At 39.9% G+C, this 19,712-nt stretch carries 19 protein-coding genes and 1 tRNA gene; 17 read left to right on the top strand and 3 right to left on the bottom strand.

Features of this window, described 5'->3' with window-relative positions:
- Positions 1-40: 40 nt before the first annotated feature.
- The 4 genes from HMPREF1149_RS08390 (at position 41) to HMPREF1149_RS08380 (ending at position 7,160) form a co-directional block, all read left to right on the top strand.
- Positions 41-604 (top strand): GNAT family N-acetyltransferase, encoded by a 564-nt coding sequence (locus HMPREF1149_RS08390; RefSeq protein ID WP_000196178.1) that lies wholly within the window; start codon positions 41-43, stop codon positions 602-604.
- On the top strand, positions 601-1,578 hold the full coding sequence (locus tag HMPREF1149_RS11215; RefSeq protein WP_000748437.1) for a hypothetical protein: 978 nt from the start codon (positions 601-603) through the stop codon (positions 1,576-1,578). The genes HMPREF1149_RS08390 and HMPREF1149_RS11215 overlap by 4 nt, the downstream gene beginning before the upstream one ends.
- Positions 1,571-4,222 carry a valine--tRNA ligase gene (locus HMPREF1149_RS08385; protein WP_000032146.1) on the top strand — a complete coding sequence of 884 codons (2,652 nt, stop codon included), beginning with the start codon at positions 1,571-1,573 and terminating at the stop codon, positions 4,220-4,222. Before HMPREF1149_RS11215 ends, HMPREF1149_RS08385 begins: the two co-directional genes overlap by 8 nt.
- 73 nt (positions 4,223-4,295) lie before the next feature.
- Positions 4,296-7,160, top strand: a complete 2,865-nt coding sequence (locus tag HMPREF1149_RS08380; protein WP_001114049.1) for a DUF3427 domain-containing protein — start codon at positions 4,296-4,298, stop codon at positions 7,158-7,160.
- 12 nt (positions 7,161-7,172) lie between these two features.
- Here HMPREF1149_RS08380 and HMPREF1149_RS08375 read toward each other — a convergent pair whose 3' ends face one another.
- Entirely contained in the window at positions 7,173-7,565 is a 393-nt protein-coding gene (locus HMPREF1149_RS08375; RefSeq protein WP_000037666.1) for a (deoxy)nucleoside triphosphate pyrophosphohydrolase, read from the bottom strand.
- A 204-nt stretch (positions 7,566-7,769) separates the two neighbouring features.
- Between HMPREF1149_RS08375 and rpoE the strand changes: the two genes are divergently transcribed.
- The 10 genes from rpoE to HMPREF1149_RS08325 all read left to right on the top strand — a co-directional run bounded on the left by rpoE (position 7,770) and on the right by HMPREF1149_RS08325 (position 15,965).
- A complete protein-coding gene (gene rpoE / locus HMPREF1149_RS08370) occupies positions 7,770-8,360 on the top strand; it encodes a DNA-directed RNA polymerase subunit delta (RefSeq protein WP_000418415.1) in 591 nt (196 codons plus the stop codon).
- A 330-nt stretch (positions 8,361-8,690) separates the two neighbouring features.
- Positions 8,691-10,298 carry a CTP synthase gene (locus HMPREF1149_RS08365; RefSeq protein WP_000105267.1) on the top strand — a complete coding sequence of 536 codons (1,608 nt, stop codon included), beginning with the start codon at positions 8,691-8,693 and terminating at the stop codon, positions 10,296-10,298.
- Positions 10,299-10,451: 153 nt separating this feature from the next.
- Positions 10,452-10,751 (top strand): DUF4651 domain-containing protein, encoded by a 300-nt coding sequence (locus HMPREF1149_RS08360; RefSeq protein WP_002875970.1) that lies wholly within the window; start codon positions 10,452-10,454, stop codon positions 10,749-10,751.
- Positions 10,748-11,065, top strand: a complete 318-nt coding sequence (locus HMPREF1149_RS08355) for a thioredoxin family protein (RefSeq protein ID WP_000632567.1) — start codon at positions 10,748-10,750, stop codon at positions 11,063-11,065. The genes HMPREF1149_RS08360 and HMPREF1149_RS08355 overlap by 4 nt, the downstream gene beginning before the upstream one ends.
- A 15-nt stretch (positions 11,066-11,080) precedes the next feature.
- Positions 11,081-11,707, top strand: coding sequence for a YtpR family tRNA-binding protein (ytpR, locus tag HMPREF1149_RS08350; protein WP_000578298.1), 627 nt, complete (start codon positions 11,081-11,083; stop codon positions 11,705-11,707).
- Between the two features lie 39 nt (positions 11,708-11,746).
- Positions 11,747-12,508, top strand: coding sequence for an SDR family NAD(P)-dependent oxidoreductase (locus tag HMPREF1149_RS08345; RefSeq protein ID WP_001107782.1), 762 nt, complete (start codon positions 11,747-11,749; stop codon positions 12,506-12,508).
- A 77-nt stretch (positions 12,509-12,585) separates the two neighbouring features.
- The gene (locus HMPREF1149_RS08340; protein WP_000282457.1) at positions 12,586-12,981 is read left to right on the top strand and encodes a single-stranded DNA-binding protein; all 396 of its coding nucleotides are present in this window, start codon (positions 12,586-12,588) and stop codon (positions 12,979-12,981) included.
- 156 nt (positions 12,982-13,137) lie between these two features.
- On the top strand, positions 13,138-13,422 hold the full coding sequence (gene groES / locus HMPREF1149_RS08335; RefSeq protein WP_000917326.1) for a co-chaperone GroES: 285 nt from the start codon (positions 13,138-13,140) through the stop codon (positions 13,420-13,422).
- A 15-nt stretch (positions 13,423-13,437) separates the two neighbouring features.
- Positions 13,438-15,060, top strand: coding sequence for a chaperonin GroEL (gene groL / locus HMPREF1149_RS08330; RefSeq protein WP_000031560.1), 1,623 nt, complete (start codon positions 13,438-13,440; stop codon positions 15,058-15,060).
- Between the two features lie 137 nt (positions 15,061-15,197).
- Positions 15,198-15,965 (top strand): epoxyqueuosine reductase QueH, encoded by a 768-nt coding sequence (locus HMPREF1149_RS08325; RefSeq protein WP_000567556.1) that lies wholly within the window; start codon positions 15,198-15,200, stop codon positions 15,963-15,965.
- A gap of 70 nt (positions 15,966-16,035) precedes the next feature.
- On the opposite strand, the gene ntdP is transcribed toward HMPREF1149_RS08325, so the two are convergent.
- Together ntdP and recX are read right to left on the bottom strand one after the other, a co-directional pair.
- Positions 16,036-16,569 carry a nucleoside tri-diphosphate phosphatase gene (ntdP, locus tag HMPREF1149_RS08320; RefSeq protein ID WP_000775318.1) on the bottom strand — a complete coding sequence of 178 codons (534 nt, stop codon included), beginning with the start codon at positions 16,567-16,569 and terminating at the stop codon, positions 16,036-16,038.
- A gap of 88 nt (positions 16,570-16,657) precedes the next feature.
- The gene (gene recX, locus HMPREF1149_RS08315; protein WP_000705065.1) at positions 16,658-17,434 is read right to left on the bottom strand and encodes a recombination regulator RecX; all 777 of its coding nucleotides are present in this window, start codon (positions 17,432-17,434) and stop codon (positions 16,658-16,660) included.
- A gap of 37 nt (positions 17,435-17,471) precedes the next feature.
- Between recX and rlmD the strand changes: the two genes are divergently transcribed.
- The 3 genes from rlmD to HMPREF1149_RS08300 all read left to right on the top strand — a co-directional run bounded on the left by rlmD (position 17,472) and on the right by HMPREF1149_RS08300 (position 19,670).
- The gene (rlmD, locus tag HMPREF1149_RS08310) at positions 17,472-18,890 is read left to right on the top strand and encodes a 23S rRNA (uracil(1939)-C(5))-methyltransferase RlmD (protein ID WP_001050268.1); all 1,419 of its coding nucleotides are present in this window, start codon (positions 17,472-17,474) and stop codon (positions 18,888-18,890) included.
- A gap of 56 nt (positions 18,891-18,946) precedes the next feature.
- Entirely contained in the window at positions 18,947-19,540 is a 594-nt protein-coding gene (locus HMPREF1149_RS08305; protein WP_000053461.1) for a hypothetical protein, read from the top strand.
- Between the two features lie 58 nt (positions 19,541-19,598).
- Positions 19,599-19,670: transfer RNA gene (locus HMPREF1149_RS08300), tRNA-Glu, on the top strand.
- The last annotated feature ends 42 nt before the right edge of the window (positions 19,671-19,712 follow it).

The raw sequence follows: 19,712 nt of genomic DNA, 5'->3' as shown, positions 1-19,712 counted from the left end.
TATGGCAGGGGCGATTTTTTGTAGAAAGCGAGGTAGAAGGATGACAAGAGCTGAGTTACCAGAACGTTTAGAAACCGAACGGCTAGTTTTACGAGTCCGTACCGTAGCTGATGTTGTGGATATCTTTGACTATGCCAGTAGGCCAGAAGTTTCCTACCCAGCAGGCTTTCCGCCCGTCAAGACCTTGGAAGATGAGATTTATTATCTAGAGCATATCCTTCCCGAACGCAATGAAAAGAACAATCTCCCAGCGGGCTATGGAATTGTCGTTAAAGGAACCGATAAGGTCATAGGCTCTGTTGATTTCCCTCGTCGTCACGAGGATGATGTCTTAGAGATTGGCTATATCTTACATCCAGACTATTGGGGTCTAGGTTATGTTCTAGAAGCAACACGAGCCTTGATTGATTTAGCTTTTAAAGAATTGAACCTACACAAGATTGAACTAACTTGTTTTGGTTACAATGTCCAAAGTCAACGAGTCGCTGAGAAACTTGGCTTTACCTTAGAAGCTCGCATAAGAGACCGCAAAGATGCTCAAGGCAATCACTGTGACAGTCTGATATATGGATTGCTGAAGAGTGAGTGGGAGGTGGTGAAATGAAAAAGAGTATTAGTATGTTTTTGAGTCATATAGGAAAATTTCAAAGTTTTCTTTGTTTGATATTAATATTTGTATATATTTTAGATAATTTATTTTCACTTAATATTTCTTTAAAAGAGGATAATTTCTTTAATATATTGGTGATTTTGATTTACTTTTTTTCATCATTGTTTTATATTTTTAAATATAAACCAATGAAAGTTGAAAATATTAAAAAGAGTGTAGAATATAAAAAAATAATTTCGTTAATTAGAGAATTTGAATATACAATTTCTTTAACAGTAATAATAAGTTTCATATATAGATTTTGTAAAATGTTAAACTGGTTCCCCGATATTATTCTAGAGAATAGTGATGGAATCATAAATTTGGCTATCTTGGTAATAATGATAAGGTTATATTTTTATGTAATTTCAATCATTTTTGGATTAAAAATATGGGTCCTCCCATTACTTATCACAGTTGCTATTCCTTTGGTCTATTTGATAGGAGTATTTGATATTAGTTGGTGGGCATTAGTATCGGGGCTAATGATAATATGGAATTTCATTAATTCAAAAGATTTTTTAATTTTACTTAATAAGGGGGGAGAAGTTAATAAAATTCCTAGTAGATTGAATTACATTTGGCAAAGAAATAAGATAATATTCTACATAGTTACAACAGTAATTTATCTAGTGTTGATAGTATCTGAATTTTTTGTAACAAGCAATATGAGTATTCTAGATAGATCGGATATCCGGATAAAGACTTCTATTATATTTATGTTAATTTTAATAGTTAACCTCGTAGCATTGCTGTCTATAAAATATCTATATAAGAATTTTAAGATATTCAAAAGATTTTTAGATAAACGAAAAGATAGTTTGATTATTAGTAAGTTGTTAAAAGTTATTGAATATTATACTCGTTACCATAAATATATTATAAAATCGAATAATAAAAAAAATAAAAGGAGAAAAAATAATGTCTAAAGAACTTTCACCTAAATACAATCCAGCCGAGGTTGAGGCTGGTCGTTACCAAAAATGGCTTGACGCTGATGTTTTCAAGCCTTCAGGCGATCAAAAGGCTAAGCCTTATTCAATCGTGATTCCACCACCAAACGTAACTGGGAAACTCCACCTTGGTCACGCTTGGGACACGACTCTCCAAGATATCATCATCCGTCAAAAACGCATGCAAGGCTTTGATACACTTTGGCTTCCAGGGATGGACCACGCTGGGATTGCCACTCAGGCTAAGGTTGAGGAGCGCTTGCGTGGGGAGGGCATCAGCCGTTATGATCTCGGTCGTGAAAAATTCCTGGATAAAGTCTGGGAATGGAAAGACGAATACGCGACAACCATCAAGGAACAGTGGGGCAAGATGGGGCTCTCTGTAGACTACTCTCGTGAACGTTTTACCCTTGACGAAGGTTTGTCAAAAGCTGTTCGCAAGGTCTTTGTGGACCTATACAAGAAAGGCTGGATCTACCGTGGTGAGTTTATCATCAACTGGGACCCAGCAGCTCGCACAGCTCTGTCTGATATCGAGGTCATCCACAAGGACGTGGAAGGTGCCTTCTACCACATGAACTATATGCTAGAAGACGGCTCACGCGCTCTTGAAGTTGCGACAACTCGTCCGGAGACCATGTTTGGAGACGTTGCGGTTGCGGTCAATCCAGAAGACCCACGCTACAAGGACTTGATTGGTAAAAATGTTATTCTTCCAATTGCTAACAAACTCATCCCAATCGTTGCGGACGAACACGCTGACCCTGAGTTTGGTACTGGTGTCGTGAAAATCACGCCTGCCCACGATCCAAATGACTTCTTGGTTGGTCAACGTCATAACTTGCCACAAGTTAACGTCATGAACGATAACGGAACCATGAATGACTTGGCCTTCGAATTTGCAGGCATGGACCGTTTTGAAGCTCGTAAGGCAGTCGTTGCTAAGTTGGAAGAAATCGGTGCACTCGTTAAAATCGAAAAACGTGTCCACAGTGTTGGTCATTCAGAGCGTACAGGTGTTGTAGTTGAGCCACGCTTGTCTACGCAATGGTTCGTCAAGATGGACCAATTGGCTAAAAATGCCATTGCCAACCAAGATACAGAGGACAAGGTAGAATTCTACCCACCTCGTTTCAACGATACCTTCCTCCAATGGATGGAAAATGTTCACGACTGGGTTATCTCTCGTCAGCTCTGGTGGGGTCACCAAATCCCTGCTTGGTACAATGCTGAGGGTGAAATATATGTCGGCGAAGAAGCTCCAGAAGGTGACGGTTGGACTCAGGACGAAGACGTCTTGGATACGTGGTTCAGTTCGGCTCTTTGGCCATTCTCTACCATGGGCTGGCCTGATGTCGACTCAGAAGACTTCAAACGTTACTTCCCAACTTCAACCTTGGTAACAGGTTACGACATCATCTTTTTCTGGGTGTCTCGTATGATCTTCCAATCATTGGAATTCACTGGACGTCAGCCATTCCAAAACGTTCTTATCCACGGTCTCATTCGAGATGAGCAAGGACGCAAGATGTCGAAATCTCTCGGAAACGGGATTGACCCAATGGATGTCATCGAGAAATATGGTGCCGATGCCCTTCGATGGTTCCTTTCAAACGGTTCTGCCCCTGGTCAAGACGTGCGCTTTTCTTACGAGAAAATGGATGCTTCATGGAACTTCATCAACAAGATCTGGAACATCTCTCGCTACATCCTCATGAACAATGAAGGTTTGACTCTTGAGCAAGCAACGGCTAATGTCGAAAAAGTTTCCAACAAGGAAGCTGGAAATGTCACAGACCGCTGGATTCTCCACAACCTCAATGAAACAATCGGAAAAGTCACTGAAAACTTTGATAAGTTTGAGTTTGGTGTCGCTGGACACATCCTTTACAACTTCATCTGGGATGAGTTTGCGGACTGGTACGTTGAGTTGACCAAGGAAGTTCTTTATAGCGATAACGAAGAAGAGAAAGTCATCACACGTTCTGTTCTCCTTTACACTTTGGACAAGATCCTTCGTCTCCTTCACCCAATCATGCCATTTGTGACAGAGGAAATCTTTGGACAAATCTCAGAAGGCTCTATCGTTACATCAGAATACCCAACTGTCAACCCAGCCTTTGAAGACCTCGCGGCTCACACAGGTGTGGAAAGTCTTAAAGACTTGATCCGTGCCGTTCGTAATGCGCGTGCGGAAGTAAACGTAGCACCAAGCAAGCCAATCACCATCCTTGTTAAGACAAGCGATAGCGACTTGGAAGACTTCTTTAACAGCAATGTCAACTACATCAAACGCTTCACAAATCCAGAACACTTGGAAATCGCATCAAACATCCCTGCGCCTGAACTCGCTATGTCAAGCGTCATCACAGGAGCAGAAATCTACTTGCCACTGGCAGACCTCCTCAATGTCGAAGAAGAACTGGCTCGTCTCGACAAGGAACTGGCTAAATGGCAAAAAGAACTGGATATGGTAGGCAAGAAGCTCTCTAACGAACGCTTCGTAGCCAATGCCAAACCAGAAGTCGTCCAAAAAGAACGCGACAAACAAGCCGACTACCAAGCGAAATACGACGCGACAGTGGCGCGTATTGATGAGATGAAGAAGTTGGTTAAATAAACACAGAAACACGGTGATGAACCGTGTTTTTTGGTATAATGAAAATATTAAAACAATAGAAAAGAGAAGGTCTATGCCAGAAGGCGTCACTTTATTTCAAGATACCTTGATCAAATCTTTAAAGTTTGGATTTATTGATAATATTAAATTTCAAGAAGGGGGATACTCTCCTCAAATTTTAATTAATGACCCAGAGTCCAAGCGATATGTATTGAAGGATATTCAAGAAGAATTATCAAAATGCCAAGCCTTTTATATTTCGGTAGCATTTATTACCCAATCAGGAATTGCTCTGATAAAATCCCAATTATCAGATTTAATGGATAAAGGAATAAAAGGTAAAATTCTTATATCTCCTTATCTTGATTTTAATGATCCGGTTGCCATGCAAGAATTACTCAAGTTGAAAAATGTTGAAGTTCGACTTACTCCAGAGAGTCTGCAGATGCACGCTAAGTTTTATCTTTTTGAACATCAGGGGAAACAGGTTCTTATTTCTGGAAGTTCAAATTTAACTCATAATGCATTGAAAATCAATTACGAGTGGAATATTAAGTTGACATCAACTTACAATGGAGAGTTAATTCAAGCTACTAAAAAAGAGTTTGAAAAAATTTGGGAAAAGTCGGATGTTTTAACTATAGAAAAGATTGATTCTTACGCTAGAAAGCGTCAGAAAACAATTCGAGTGGACCAGATTCGAGAAGAGGAAATAGCAGAATATCAGGTTACAAGTATTGAACCTAATAAGATGCAAAATGAAGCACTGAAAGGTCTGCAGGCTATTCGCGATTCAGGGAAAAAGAAAGCTTTAGTTATCAGTGCTACAGGGACAGGAAAAACATATTTATCAGCTTTTGATGTTCAACAATTTGAGCCGAAAAGAATGCTCTTTATCGTTCATAGGGAGCAAATTCTTCAAAAGTCTTTAAAGGATTTTCAAAAGGTTTTACAGTTCCCGGAATCAGAAGGTTTGATTTATCATTCTGGTGCTGATTTGACAAATAAGAAATACATTTTTGCTACGATTCAAACTTTGTCACGTGATTATCATTTGAATCTATTTTCAGAAGATTATTTTGACTATATTTTAATTGATGAGGTTCATAAAGCTGGAGCTGATTCATACAAAAAAGTGATGGCACATTTTCATCCTGAGTTCTTTTTAGGAATGACTGCAACTCCCGAACGAACTGATGGGCAAAATATTTATGAACTGTTTGATTATAATATCGCCTATGAAATTCGTCTGCAGGATGCGCTTGATAATGATATGCTTTGCCCATTTATTTATTTTGGGGTAAAGGATATTGAGATAGATGGACATCTAATCGATGAGAAGACAAATATATCAAACTTAACATCTAATGAACGAGTTAAACATATTCTGCAAAAAATTGATTTTTATGGAGTAAGTGGTGAAAAAGTAAAAGGATTGATATTCTGTTCCTCTAAACAGGAAGCGCATGAACTCGCCTCAAAATTGAATCAGAATGGGAAAGTTTGTAGGGCTCTAACAGGCGATGATAATATTGAAACACGAAATGAAGTCGTTTCTCAACTTGAAAAAGGAGAACTAGACTACATTTTGACAGTGGATATTTTTAATGAAGGTATTGATATTCCTTCTGTCAACCAGGTAGTCATGTTAAGAAATACTCAGTCTAGTATTGTTTTTGTTCAACAACTAGGGCGTGGTCTTCGTAAACATGAGAGTAAAGAATACGTCACGATCATTGATTTTATTGGTAATTATAAAAATAACTATTTGATTCCAATTGCTTTATTTGGAGACAAATCAATGAATAAAGATAATTACCGAAGAGAGCTAAGAGAACCCAATATTTTAAATGGCCTAACTACTATTAATTTTGAAGAAGTTGCTAAAGAACAAATCTTTAAGTCTATTACTAATACAAATCTTTCCAATCGAGCTATCCTAAAAGAGGCCTATATGGAAACAAAGAACCGCTTGGGACGTACTCCGAATCTCAGTGATTTTTTGGAACTAGATAGTCTAGATCCCTATGTTTTCTTTGATACTTTTAATCATTATGGAGAGGTTATTGCTTCCTTTGAAAAAGAGGATCGGTTTATTAAAATTCCTGAATTAAATGGTTTTCTAACTTTCCTCTGCAAAGAACTATCCAATGGTAAACGAAAAGAAGAACTCTATCTTTTAAAAATATTACTAGAAAAAGGAAAGATTTCTCGATCTGAATTTAAACAAATCTTAACAATGAAGCAATTAGGATCCTCCGAACAGTTATTTAAATCTATCGAAAACTGTTTAGACTATAACTTTTTCGTTAAAAGAGATCAAGAAAAGTATGGTTTGTCAGCCTTAAGCATTGAAGATGACACTTATCAACTAGCAACAGATTTCACTCAATTTCTTACAGAGGAATACAAAAAATTTATCTTAGACATCATTCAGACTGGTCTAGAGCGCTCTCAAAAATATCCGCAGGAACCATTGACAATAGGTGAAAAATACTCTCGAAAAGATGCTGTGAGACTTCTTAACTGGGACAAGGATGAGAGTTCTACTGTATATGGATACAAGGTCAAACATGGAACGTGTCCTATCTTTGTAACTTATCATAAGGATGACGATATTACAGAAACAACCCAGTATCAAGATGGATTCTTATCCAACAAAGTCTTTCATTGGTATTCTCGGAGCAATCGAAGCTTTAAGTCTAAAGAAGTTGCTGATATTATGCAATCTAATCAAACCGGTTTGGCTCTTCATCTCTTCGTAAAAAAAGAAGACGGTGAGGGAAGTGATTTCTATTATCTAGGGCCAGTTAGTTATTTGGAAGATAGTGCTACTGAAACTAGGATGCAGGATGGAAAAACTCCTGTAGTTACAATGAATTTTGAATTAGCCAATGAGGTTTCTTCCGCACTTTATGATTATTTGACAAAAAAATAAGAGAGTAATCTCTTATTTTTTTGTTAATAATTCTACAGCTGGACGATCTACTGGAGCCCAGTTGAGAGTATCTAGTTCATTGGGAGCTAACCAAGTTGAATTTTGGTGTTCAAGCAACTCTAGTTTTCCTGATATTAGCTTTGCATGATAGGTCTTCATGACAACTGTCCCAAAATTATAATCATATGAAGCTTCATTGATGTAAGAAACAATCTCAATTTCAGAATTTAGTTCTTCTTTAATTTCACGGACTAAAGCTTGTTCAGGAGATTCTCCTACTTCTAATTTCCCACCTGGAAATTCCCAAAAACCTCCTAAACTTTTACCTTCAGGTCTTTGTGCACAGAATATTTTTCCATCTCGTTCTATAGCCGCTGCAACAACATTTATTATTTTTTTTGACATAAGCTACCTCCAAGTAATATTTTAACAAATATTTTTAAATTTACCATGTGATAAAATCAATTGATTTTTGCTTAATAAATCATAGATAAATCTATTTTAACCTTTGACTATTCCGCAAAATTATCGTACAATAAAGAGTACATGATAAAATGAGGTCAGAGTCTGTTTGCTCTGGCGATAGTAGTAAAAATGAGGAGAAACGCTTTGGAATTAGAAGTATTTGCTGGGCAAGAAAAAAGTGAACTATCTATGATTGAGGTAGCGCGTGCTATCTTGGAACTTCGTGGTCGCGATCATGAGATGCATTTTAGCGATCTTGTAAATGAAATTCAAAACTACCTTGGAACATCAAACAGCGATATCCGCGAAGCTTTGCCTTTGTTCTACACAGAGTTGAACTTTGACGGTAGCTTCATCTCTCTTGGAGACAACAAATGGGGTCTTCGTTCATGGTATGGTGTGGACGAAATCGATGAAGAAATCATCGCTCTTGAAGAAAGTGACGACGATGAAGTAGCACCAAAAGCTAAGAAAAAACGTGTCAATGCCTTTATGGATGGTGATTCAGATGCCATTGACTACAATGCAGATGATCCAGAAGACGAAGATGCATACGAAGCAGACCCAGCTCTTTCATATGATGATGAAAATCCAGATGATGAGAAAAATGAAGTGGAAGCTTATGATGCGGAAATCAACGAAATCGCCCCTGATGACTTGGGTGAAGACGTGGATCTCAACGAAGAAGACGACGAGTTTTCTGACGATGACGCTGAAACGAGTGAAGAAGAGTAAAAGACTGTACAGAGGAGATCGCCTGATCTCCTTTTTTGTTGCTTGGGCAAAATAGTTAAGTGAGTCTTCCGTTGGGTTGTAGATCTTTAGTTGGTTTTCTGAAAACAATCTCCTTTTTTCATCTTTTACCAATTCGAGTTGACAAATGTTCTGCTTTAAGGTATCATATTGTTCGGGCACCTCTTTTAGAGGTCGGGGGCTCCCTAGTTACTAGGGAGCTATTTTTGTTTTTCAGGAAGTTTTTCTTGAAAAGTCGTTATCCATAAGGGTCTTGTTTTCTATCTCCCCTCGTAGCCAACAAGGCCTTGAGCATTTTAGAAAGAGGAATCTATGTCTACGAAATATATTTTTGTAACTGGTGGTGTGGTGTCGTCTATTGGGAAAGGGATTGTCGCAGCGAGTCTGGGCCGTCTCTTGAAAAATCGTGGTCTAAAAGTGACTATTCAGAAGTTTGACCCTTATATCAATATCGATCCGGGAACCATGAGTCCTTACCAGCACGGAGAAGTCTTTGTGACAGATGATGGAGCTGAGACCGATTTGGACTTGGGTCACTATGAACGTTTCATCGATATCAATCTCAACAAATATTCCAACGTGACAACTGGTAAAATTTACAGTGAAGTTCTTCGTAAAGAACGCCGTGGAGAATACCTTGGGGCAACTGTTCAAGTCATTCCTCATATCACAGATGCTTTGAAGGAAAAAATCAAGCGTGCAGCTGTAACGACCGACTCTGATGTCATTATCACAGAGGTTGGTGGAACCGTTGGGGATATCGAATCCTTGCCATTCCTAGAGGCCCTTCGTCAGATGAAGGCAGATGTGGGGGCAGATAATGTCATGTACATCCATACAACCTTGCTTCCTTATCTCAAGGCTGCTGGTGAGATGAAGACCAAGCCGACTCAGCATTCTGTAAAAGAATTGCGCGGTTTGGGAATCCAGCCAAATATGTTGGTCATTCGTACAGAAAAACCAGCTGGTCAGGGAATTAAAAATAAACTAGCTCAGTTTTGTGACGTAGCTCCAGAAGCCGTTATCGAGTCTTTGGATGTTGAGCACCTTTACCAAATTCCATTGAATTTACAGGCGCAAGGCATGGACCAAATTGTTTGTGACCATTTGAAATTAGACGCACCAGTAGCGGATATGACAGAATGGTCAGCCATGGTGGACAAGGTCATGAACCTGAAAAAACAAGTCAAGATCTCCCTCGTTGGTAAGTATGTGGAGTTGCAAGATGCCTACATCTCTGTGGTTGAAGCTTTGAAACACTCTGGGTATGCCAACGACGCAGAAGTGAAGATAAATTGGATCAATGCCAATGATGTGACAGCAGAGAATGTAGCAGAGCTCTTGTCTGATGCGGACGGAATCATCGTACCAGGTGGTTTCGGTCAACGTGGTACGGAAGGGAAAATCCAAGCCATTCGCTATGCGCGTGAAAATGATGTTCCTATGTTGGGAGTCTGCTTGGGAATGCAGTTGACTTGTATCGAGTTTGCTCGTCACGTTTTGGGTCTTGAAGGTGCCAATTCTGCAGAACTTGCACCAGAAACAAAATACCCTATCATTGATATCATGCGTGACCAGGTTGATGTTGAAGATATGGGTGGAACCCTTCGTTTGGGACTTTATCCATCTAAGTTGAAACGTGGTTCTAAAGCAGCGGCTGCTTATCATAATCAAGAAGTGGTGCAACGCCGTCACCGTCACCGTTATGAGTTTAACAACGCCTTTCGTGAACAGTTTGAGGCAGCAGGTTTTGTCTTCTCAGGTGTTTCTCCAGACAATCGTTTGGTCGAAATTGTGGAAATTCCTGAAAATAAATTCTTTGTGGCTTGTCAGTATCACCCTGAACTTTCCAGTCGTCCGAACCGTCCAGAAGAACTCTACACTGCCTTTGTTACTGCAGCGGTTGAAAATAGTAACTAGTTATCTTCTAATCTCTGAGAATAATCTCAGAGGTTTTTTAATTCATTCAGGAACTCAGGCGCTTGGCAATAAGAATTAGACTCACTGAGGGAAGAGATTTTCCTTGCTAGTATACGGCTTCCCTATTTGTCCTAGAGCCCTTTTTGTGTTACAATGAATGGTATGAAAGCTAAGAAATTATGGATGACTGGCTTGACTGTGGCTGGTCTAAGTGCCCTTGCTTTGGGTGCCAAAAAAGCAGCAGATAACCACAAGCTCATGAAGACTCAAGAAGAGTTGACCGCTATCGTGCGCGAACTTTTCTCAGATATGGGTGAGATTGCGACTCTCTATGTTCAAGTCTACGAAAGTAGCCTAGAGCGACTTGTCGGAGGAGTCATTTTCGAGGATGGTCGTCACTATACCTTTGTCTATGAAAATGAAGACCTGGTCTATGAGGAGGAAGTCTTATGATTACTCCCAATAGTATAGAAGAACTAGCAGGTTTTGTCGAGCAAGATGGCAAGAAGGTCTTCCTTTTTGTGGCGGACTGGTGTGGCGATTGTCGTTATATCTATCCATCCTTGCCAGAGATTGAGGAAACCAATCCAGAGTTCACATTTATTCGAGTGGACCGAGACCAGTACATGGATCTGGCCAAACTCTGGGATGTGTACGGCATTCCTAGCCTTGTTGTGCTAGAAAAGGACAAGGAAATCGGCCGATTTGTCAATCGTGACCGTAAAAGCAAGCAACAAATTAACGACTTTTTAGCAGGACTGAAATAGGAGAAAAAGGAAACAATGATTTTTACATATAATAAAGAGCATGTCGGCGATGTCCTTATGGTTATCGTGAAAAACAGCGGAGATGCCAAGTTGGACGTGGAGCGCAAAGGCAATATTGCCCGTGTTTTCCTCAAAGAAAATGGGGAAACAGTGGCGTGGAATATTTTCGAAGTTTCAAGTTTGTTTGAAATTGCAGAGCGCGGTCAAGTCTTTTTGACAGATGAGCAAGTCGCTCGTTTGAACCAAGAATTACATGCAGAAGGATTTGCAGAAGAAATTGTCAATGACAAGGAACCTAAGTTTGTTGTTGGTGAAATTGTTGAGATGGTAGCTCATCCTGATAGTGATCACCTCAACATCTGCCAAGTTGCAGTCGCAAGTGACAAGACAGTGCAAATCGTTGCAGGAGCACCTAATGCGCGTGTTGGGTTGAAAACCATTGTAGCTCTTCCTGGAGCGATGATGCCAAAAGGCAATCTCATTTTTCCAGGCGAGCTTCGTGGTGAAAAGAGTTTTGGCATGATGTGTAGCCCTCGTGAATTGCATCTACCAAATGCTCCACAAAAACGTGGGGTTATTGAATTATCAGAAGATCAAGTTGTCGGAACTCCATTTGACCCAGCCAAACACTGGACTGCCTAGGAAATTGTCAGTATTTAATAGACCAGATAGGGGGATAAGATGGCGAAAAATGTAGTGATTACAGGAGCGACCTCAGGAATCGGTGAAGCGATTGCGCGTGCTTATCTGGAGCAGGGGGAGAATGTCGTTCTAACAGGGCGACGGACAGATAGACTAGAGGCCCTCAAGTCAGAGTTTGCAGCAACCTATCCAAATCAAACAGTTTGGATCTTTCCACTGGATGTGACGGATATGACCATGGTCAAGACTGTCTGCTCCGATATTTTGGAAACGATAGGGCAGATTGATATTTTGGTCAATAATGCTGGACTGGCTCTTGGTTTAGCTCCCTATCAAGACTATGAAGAATTGGATATGCTGACCATGTTGGATACCAATGTCAAAGGTTTGATGGCAGTTACTCGCTGTTTCTTGCCAGCCATGGTAAAAGCCAATCAGGGTCACATTATCAACATGGGGTCAACCGCAGGAATTTATGCCTATGCGGGAGCCGCTGTTTACTCGGCCACTAAGGCAGCAGTTAAGACTTTTTCAGATGGATTGCGAATCGATACCATCGCAACGGATATCAAGGTGACCACCATTCAGCCAGGGATTGTCGAAACAGATTTCTCTACAGTTCGTTTTCACGGTGACAAAGAGCGTGCTGCGACCGTCTATCAGGGAATTGAGGCCTTGCAAGCTCAGGATATTGCAGATACAGTGATCTATGTGACCAGTCAGCCTCGTCGTGTGCAGATTACAGATATGACTATTATGGCCAATCAACAGGCGACAGGTTTCATGGTTCATAAAAAATAAAAAATTTCTTCGAAAAGTTACAAATTTCTGTAACTTTTTTTGATTCCTTACGAATAGATAAGTAGGAGGAAGAAAATATGTATAATAAAGTTATCATGATCGGGCGCTTGACGTCTACACCAGAATTGCACAAAACAAACAACGACAAGTCAGTGGCGCGAGCAACTATCGCTGTGAACCGTCGTTACAAAGACCAAAACGGGGAACGTGAAGCTGACTTTGTCAATCTTGTTCTTTGGGGGAAATTGGCTGAAACCTTGGCAAGCTACGCAACTAAAGGTAGTCTTATCTCTGTGGATGGAGAACTTCGTACCCGTCGCTTTGAGAAAAAGGGCCAGATGAACTATGTGACTGAAGTCCTTGCCACAGGATTCCAACTTTTGGAAAGCCGCGCCCAACGGGCTATGCGTGAAAATAACGCAGGACAGGATTTGGCAGATTTGGTCTTGGAAGAGGAAGAATTGCCATTTTAAACATTGAAAAGTCTGAGTTGGTCTCAGGCTTTTTTATATTGAGAAAGTCAGACTTTTTTCTTGACTATTTCTGACCAAGTGATACAATAGAACTATGAATTAGCACTCAGATACAAAGAGTGCTAATAATATGTAGTTCATCATGGAGGAAAACAGATGTTGAAACCATTAGGAGACCGTGTGGTCTTGAAAATCGAAGAAAAAGAACAAACTGTTGGAGGCTTTGTCCTTGCAGGCTCAGCCCAAGAAAAAACAAAAACAGCCCAAGTTGTAGCTACTGGACAAGGTGTTCGTACCTTGAATGGTGACTTGGTTGCTCCAAGCGTTAAGCCTGGAGACCGTGTCTTAGTTGAAGCTCATGCAGGTATTGATGTCAAAGATGGCGATGAAAAGTACATCATCGTTGGCGAAGCTAACATTTTGGCCATCATTGAAGAATAGAAGGAGAAAGTAAGTATGTCAAAAGAAATTAAATTTTCATCTGATGCTCGTTCAGCTATGGTTCGTGGTGTCGATATCCTTGCAGACACTGTTAAAGTAACCTTAGGACCAAAAGGTCGTAATGTTGTGTTGGAAAAATCATTTGGCTCACCTTTGATTACCAATGACGGTGTGACCATTGCCAAAGAAATTGAACTAGAAGACCATTTTGAAAACATGGGTGCCAAATTGGTATCAGAAGTAGCTTCAAAAACCAATGATATCGCAGGTGACGGAACGACAACTGCAACTGTTTTGACCCAAGCAATCGTCCGCGAAGGAATCAAAAACGTCACTGCAGGTGCCAACCCAATCGGCATTCGTCGTGGGATTGAAGCAGCAGTTGCCGCAGCTGTAGAAGCCTTGAAAAACAATGCCATTCCAGTTGCTAATAAAGAAGCCATCGCTCAGGTTGCTGCTGTATCTTCTCGTTCTGAAAAAGTCGGCGAATACATCTCTGAAGCTATGGAAAAAGTTGGTAAAGACGGTGTCATCACTATCGAAGAGTCACGTGGTATGGAAACGGAACTTGAAGTCGTGGAAGGAATGCAGTTTGACCGCGGTTACCTTTCACAGTACATGGTGACAGATAGCGAAAAAATGGTGGCTGACCTTGAAAATCCATACATTTTGATTACCGATAAGAAGATTTCAAATATCCAAGAAATCTTGCCACTCCTAGAAAGCATTCTTCAAAGCAACCGTCCTCTCTTGATTATTGCGGATGATGTGGATGGTGAAGCTCTTCCGACTCTTGTATTGAACAAGATTCGTGGAACCTTCAACGTAGTAGCAGTTAAGGCACCTGGTTTTGGTGATCGCCGTAAAGCGATGCTTGAAGATATCGCTATCTTGACAGGTGGAACAGTTATCACAGAAGATCTTGGTCTTGAGTTGAAAGATGCGACTATTGAGGCGCTTGGTCAAGCGGCGAGAGTAACTGTGGACAAAGATAGTACGGTTATCGTAGAAGGTGCTGGAAATCCTGAAGCTATTTCTCACCGTGTTGCAGTTATCAAGTCTCAAATCGAAACCACAACCTCTGAATTTGACCGTGAAAAATTGCAAGAACGCTTGGCAAAATTGTCAGGTGGTGTCGCAGTCATCAAGGTCGGAGCTGCAACTGAAACTGAGTTGAAAGAAATGAAACTCCGCATTGAAGATGCCCTCAACGCTACTCGTGCAGCTGTTGAAGAAGGAATCGTTGCTGGTGGCGGAACAGCTCTTGTAAATGTCATTCCAGCCGTAGCTGATTTGGAATTGACAGGAGATGAAGCGACAGGACGCAATATTGTTCTCCGTGCCTTGGAAGAACCTGTTCGTCAAATCGCTCACAATGCGGGATTCGAAGGTTCTATTGTTATTGACCGCTTGAAGAATGCAGAAGTTGGTACAGGCTTCAACGCAGCAACTGGCGAATGGGTCAACATGATTGAAGAAGGAATCATTGACCCAGTGAAAGTGAGCCGTTCAGCCCTTCAAAATGCAGCATCTGTAGCCAGCTTGATCTTGACAACAGAAGCAGTCGTAGCCAATAAACCAGAACCAGTAGCCCCAGCTCCAGCAATGGATCCAAGCATGATGGGCGGTATGATGTAAGCTTTCTGTAGAAAGCAACTTATAAAAAACACAAAAGGAGGGAATGCCTACCCCTCCTTTTTATGATATTCACTTCTAAATAGATTTGAGCTCTCCTAACTTATATGATAAAATAAGACTATAAAAAGGAGAAGAACATGATCGATGTAGAAGAAATTCTGAGCAAGATGAATCTCAATCAGAAGATTAATTATGACCGTGTCATGCAGAAAATGGTTCAGGTTTGGGGAAAAAATGAGCAACGTCCCACTATTCTCATGCATGTTTGCTGTGCTCCTTGTAGTACCTACACCCTAGAGTATCTGACCAAGTACGCTGATGTGACCATCTATTTTGCCAATTCCAATATCCATCCTAAGGCAGAATACCACAAGAGAGCTTACGTCACCAAGAAATTTGTCAGTGATTTCAATGAGAGGACAGGAAATACGGTCCAGTATTTAGAAGCGCCTTATGAACCCAATGAATACCGGAAGTTAGTCAGAGGACTGGAAGAAGAACCCGAAGGTGGCGATCGTTGCAAGGTTTGTTTTGATTACCGTTTGGATAAAACAGCACAGGTAGCTATGGACTTGGGCTTTGACTACTTTGGTTCAGCCTTGACCATCAGTCCTCATAAGAATTCTCAAACCATCAACAGCATCGGAATCGATGTGCAAAAGATTTACACCACCCACTATCTTCCAAGTGATTTCAAGAAAAATCAAGGCTACAAACGTTCAGTGGAGATGTGCGAGGAGTATGATATCTATCGTCAATGTTATTGTGGATGCGTCTATGCAGCTCAAGCTCAGAACATTGATCTTGTTCAGGTTAAGAAGGATGCCACAGCTTTTTTGCTGGATAAGGATGTTGAAAAAGACTATTCCCACATCAAGTTTACTGTTACTAAATTAGATATATAGCAATCAACCCAGCTGAAAAGCTGAGTTTTTCAAATAAAAAAACCGGGGCTTTCACCCCAGCTTGACAACTTTACCGATTCTTTAGTTCTATGTAGCGTTTGTACCAAATGTTGACATAGGCCTCTGAGAAAGGACCGCGTCCATTGTTAATCCAATCAACAAGGATTTTAACATGCTCTTTCAAAATATAGTCTAAATCATCAGAATACTTCATTTTGCGTTTATGGCGCTCGTACTCTTCAACGTCCAAGAGACGCTTTTCACCATCAGTGAAAACCTTGACATCCAAATCATAATCAATGTATTTCAGGGCTTCCTCATCTAGATAGTAGGGGCTGGCCATATTGCAATAGTAGGAAATCCCATTATCACGAATCATGGCAATGATATTAAACCAATATTTTTTGTGAAAGTAAACAATAGCCGGTTCTCGAGTCACCCAACGACGACCGTCACTTTCGGTAACAAGTGTGTGGTCGTTGACGCCGATAATAGCGTTCTCTGTTGTTTTTAGTACCATGGTGTCTCGCCAAGTACGGTGAAGACTCCCATCATGCTTATAACTTTGAATTGTAATAAAGTCGCCTTCTTTTGGAAGTTTCATAACTAACCAACTTTCTACAATTTATAAGTTTATCGTCTACTATTATATCATAAATTGGTCTAATCTTTTTGAATTTTACATGAAAATGTTAAAGATATTCTCTGAGAGCGTTTGCTATATCCGAAAAATCATAGCCTTTTCTAGCTAGGACTTGAGTTAAACGTTGCTTTAGTTCGTAACCTTCATACTTTCGAGCATACTTAGCATATTGTTTGTCTAGCTCTTTAAAAATGAGTTCTTGAGTCGTTTCTTGGTCGACTTGACTGTCCAAGTCATCAAAGGCACTTTTAGCATCGGGATAGGAGAAGCCCTTGTTAGTCAAGTTTTGGATAATCTTATCTTGCAAAGCGCGAGCAGGAAGCTTTCCGGTGTATTTTTTAAGCAGTTTCTCAGCTACACGTTGAGCAACTTCTGTATAGTCAAAATCCTTTAAAACCTCTTCAATAGTTGATTTGGCAATCCCTTTTTGAGACAGTTTTTGAGCTAGCACATAAGGTCCCTTATCTCCAGAAAGTTGATTTGCATTGATGATAGAGTAGGCATACTGACGATCATTAATCCAGTTATCTTCTTTAAGGTTAGCAATAACTTGACTAGTGATTTTTTCATCAAGATCATACTTTTTCAGATACTCACGAACTTCCTTTTCGGTTCGAGCTTTAAATGATAGATGGTAGAGGGCGAGATTCTTACCATAAGAAAACTGAGCAAAGCCCTGTATCTCGATTAATTCTTCCTTGCTAACCACCTTATCTTTAGACAACATAAAACGGACAATGGTATCTTCCGTGATATAAGAGGTTTGCTGTCCATCTAGTTCCATTAAGTAGAGGCGTTTTTTCTTTTCAAGTTTTGTGATTTTCATAGTTCTATTATACCCTAAAATGTGATAAGATAGGGGTATGAATCTGAAAGTCAAACAAAAAATACCTTTAAAAATCAAGCGGATGGGTATCAATGGTGAGGGAATCGGTTTCTACCAGAAAACCCTCGTTTTTGTACCAGGCGCCCTCAAGGGAGAAGATATCTATTGTCAGATTACTTCTATTAAACGTAACTTTGTTGAAGCCAAATTACTAAAGGTTAATAAGAAGTCTAAATTTCGAGTCGTACCAGCTTGTACGATTTATAATGAATGTGGTGGTTGCCAAATCATGCACCTCCACTACGATAAACAGTTAGAGTTCAAAACGGATTTGCTCCACCAAGCCCTGAAAAAATTTGCTCCTGCAGGATATGAAAACTATGAAATCCGTCCAACTATCGGAATGCAGGAACCAAAGTACTACCGTGCTAAGCTTCAATTCCAGACTCGGAAATTTAAAAATCAGGTCAAGGCAGGTTTGTATGCGCAAAACTCTCATTATCTCGTAGAGTTAAAAGACTGCTTGGTGCAAGATAAGGAAACCCAAGTGATTGCGAATCGCCTAGCTGAACTTCTTACTTACCATCAAATCCCCATCACCGATGAGAGAAAAACGCTCGGTGTTCGCACCATCATGGTACGCAGAGCAAGAAAAACGGGGCAAGTTCAGATTATCATTGTCACAAATCGCCAGCTTAATTTAAATCAACTGGTCAAAGATTTAGTCAATGATTTTCCAGAAGTTGTCACGGTTGCTGTCAATACAAATACAGCAAAAACAAGTGAAATCTATGGTGAAAAGACGGAAATTATCTGGGGCCAAGAGAGTATTCAAGAAGGAGTACTCGACTATGAGTTTTCTCTTTCCCCTCGAGCTTTTTATCAGCTTAATCCTGAGCAGACAGAAATTCTCTATAGTGAAGCAGTTAAGGCTCTGGATGTCAGCAAAGAGGATCATCTGATCGATGCCTATTGCGGTGTTGGGACGATTGGATTTGCCTTCGCAAATAAGGTCAAGAGTCTCAGAGGAATGGATATTATTCCAGAAGCCATTGAAGATGCCAAGCGAAATGCTCAAAAAATGGGGTTTGACAATACCCATTACGAAGCGGGGACAGCAGAAGAGATTATTCCACGCTGGTATCAAGAAGGCTACCGAGCAGATGCCCTGATAGTCGACCCTCCTCGTACAGGCTTAGATGATAAGCTACTGGATACCATTCTGACCTATGTTCCAGACAAAATGGTCTATGTATCCTGCAATGTTTCGACCTTGGCACGAGATTTGGTTAAGCTGGTAAAAGTTTATGATATCCAGTATATCCAGTCGGTCGATATGTTTCCCCACACTGCACGAACAGAAGCAGTGGTTAAGTTAGTAAAAAAAGATAGAGCTCTAAGACATAAAAAACAAGCAAGATACGAATCAAAGAAAAAAAGTATAACGGATAATTAATTAGTATAGGAAGAAATTATTATATAGAAATAATAGAGCACAGAGGAGTAAGTTAAATGTCATTAAAAGAAAATCTAAATAAATATGACTATTTAAAAGAAATTTGCAAATTTTCAGATTTAACAAATGTAAACATAAAACAATTGATAAAAGGGGTATCAAATGACGAGAAAAAATTGTGGGCAATGTTTGCTAGGAAAAAGAGAGGCTTGAATAACGATAATTTTGATTTGGAACAGATTTGCGTACAAGTTGGGAGTAGTATTAACATATACTCTGAGTTAAGAGGAATATTAAGATGTATGATTTCTGAACCAAAAAAAGAAGAAGTTTCTACAGAATTTACGGTTGATGCATATATGTTCACTACATTCATGGATAAAGACAGTATCAAGTACAGATCTATCTATAATGAATTCGAAGATTTTATTATTTATGAAATTATTGCTGAAAAATACTTAGCTAATATAGATTATGGAGACTATGATAAAATCAACTATTCGGAAGTGAAATTTGCGCTTGAACATCGTGCTTATTTATGGAATCCTGCCCCATCAACACATGGAAATAAAGAACGAGAAATACTCGCAACTTTTAAAACAAGAAAAGAGAACAAAGAGAAAGAAATTGAAAATTTTTTTGTAGACTGAAAAAAGTCCTTGACAAAGGCGGAAAAGTAGGTATAATAGAAAGAGTTGAAAAGCTCAAGGTCCGTTGGTCAAGGGGTTAAGACACCGCCTTTTCACGGCGGTAACACGGGTTCGAATCCCGTACGGACTATGGTGTATTGCGGTTAAAAAAACTTGAAAAAAGTTTCAAAAA

Source organism: Streptococcus sp. BS35b (assembly GCF_000286475.1).
GTDB lineage: Bacteria > Bacillota > Bacilli > Lactobacillales > Streptococcaceae > Streptococcus > Streptococcus oralis_W.
This window is presented reverse-complemented; position numbering and strand designations above follow the sequence as displayed.

Bases quoted from the DNA above. Each gene is read 5' to 3' on its own strand.
- HMPREF1149_RS08390 (WP_000196178.1), top strand. From the start codon at position 41: ATGACAAGAGCTGAGTTACCAGAACGTTTAGAAACCGAACGGCTAGTT.
- HMPREF1149_RS11215 (WP_000748437.1), top strand. From the start codon at position 601: ATGAAAAAGAGTATTAGTATGTTTTTGAGTCATATAGGAAAATTTCAA.
- HMPREF1149_RS08385 (WP_000032146.1), top strand. From the start codon at position 1,571: ATGTCTAAAGAACTTTCACCTAAATACAATCCAGCCGAGGTTGAGGCT.
- HMPREF1149_RS08380 (WP_001114049.1), top strand. From the start codon at position 4,296: ATGCCAGAAGGCGTCACTTTATTTCAAGATACCTTGATCAAATCTTTA.
- HMPREF1149_RS08375 (WP_000037666.1), bottom strand. From the start codon at position 7,565: ATGTCAAAAAAAATAATAAATGTTGTTGCAGCGGCTATAGAACGAGAT.
- HMPREF1149_RS08365 (WP_000105267.1), top strand. From the start codon at position 8,691: ATGTCTACGAAATATATTTTTGTAACTGGTGGTGTGGTGTCGTCTATT.
- HMPREF1149_RS08360 (WP_002875970.1), top strand. From the start codon at position 10,452: ATGAATGGTATGAAAGCTAAGAAATTATGGATGACTGGCTTGACTGTG.
- HMPREF1149_RS08355 (WP_000632567.1), top strand. From the start codon at position 10,748: ATGATTACTCCCAATAGTATAGAAGAACTAGCAGGTTTTGTCGAGCAA.
- ytpR (WP_000578298.1), top strand. From the start codon at position 11,081: ATGATTTTTACATATAATAAAGAGCATGTCGGCGATGTCCTTATGGTT.
- HMPREF1149_RS08345 (WP_001107782.1), top strand. From the start codon at position 11,747: ATGGCGAAAAATGTAGTGATTACAGGAGCGACCTCAGGAATCGGTGAA.
- HMPREF1149_RS08340 (WP_000282457.1), top strand. From the start codon at position 12,586: ATGTATAATAAAGTTATCATGATCGGGCGCTTGACGTCTACACCAGAA.
- groES (WP_000917326.1), top strand. From the start codon at position 13,138: ATGTTGAAACCATTAGGAGACCGTGTGGTCTTGAAAATCGAAGAAAAA.
- groL (WP_000031560.1), top strand. From the start codon at position 13,438: ATGTCAAAAGAAATTAAATTTTCATCTGATGCTCGTTCAGCTATGGTT.
- HMPREF1149_RS08325 (WP_000567556.1), top strand. From the start codon at position 15,198: ATGATCGATGTAGAAGAAATTCTGAGCAAGATGAATCTCAATCAGAAG.
- ntdP (WP_000775318.1), bottom strand. From the start codon at position 16,569: ATGAAACTTCCAAAAGAAGGCGACTTTATTACAATTCAAAGTTATAAG.
- recX (WP_000705065.1), bottom strand. From the start codon at position 17,434: ATGAAAATCACAAAACTTGAAAAGAAAAAACGCCTCTACTTAATGGAA.
- rlmD (WP_001050268.1), top strand. From the start codon at position 17,472: ATGAATCTGAAAGTCAAACAAAAAATACCTTTAAAAATCAAGCGGATG.
- HMPREF1149_RS08305 (WP_000053461.1), top strand. From the start codon at position 18,947: ATGTCATTAAAAGAAAATCTAAATAAATATGACTATTTAAAAGAAATT.